The sequence below is a fragment of the Alkalibacterium sp. m-11 genome (genome assembly GCF_054658155.1).
The window spans coordinates 1-309 of sequence record NZ_BAAGIR010000435.1; the positions used below are offsets into that span (position 1 = coordinate 1).

Annotated in this window: 1 protein-coding gene; it reads right to left on the minus strand. The window is 43.7% G+C overall.

Annotated features, from left to right (window positions below):
- Positions 1-125 precede the first annotated feature (125 nt).
- Positions 126-254 carry a hypothetical protein gene (locus tag ACYQ2O_RS13085; protein ID WP_459771516.1) on the minus strand — a complete coding sequence of 43 codons (129 nt, stop codon included), beginning with the start codon at positions 252-254 and terminating at the stop codon, positions 126-128.
- Between the last annotated feature and the right edge of the window lie 55 nt (positions 255-309).

Sequence of the window (309 nt, forward strand, 5' to 3'; positions counted from 1 at the left end):
CTCCAATGCTGTCGCCTTTTCTCTCTTTCTTTCTGTCAGATTTGTATACGTTTCCTTATTTTACCTTTGCTGGAGACATTTGACAAGAAAAAAAGCAATGTGATCCAGCAGTGTATTCACGTCTGCTAGATCACATTGCCTTTTTTCGCCTCTTTTTTATCGGTATAGAATGCTTTTCTACAGTTCGTCAGTGCGAGCTTTTGCGTCCGACTTCCTTCAGATTCCACCTCACGGTGGACACCCTTGTCATTCACTAACAGTTCCTACTGCAAAGCCTGTAGTGGACTTTCACCACCAAGTTGTCGCCCA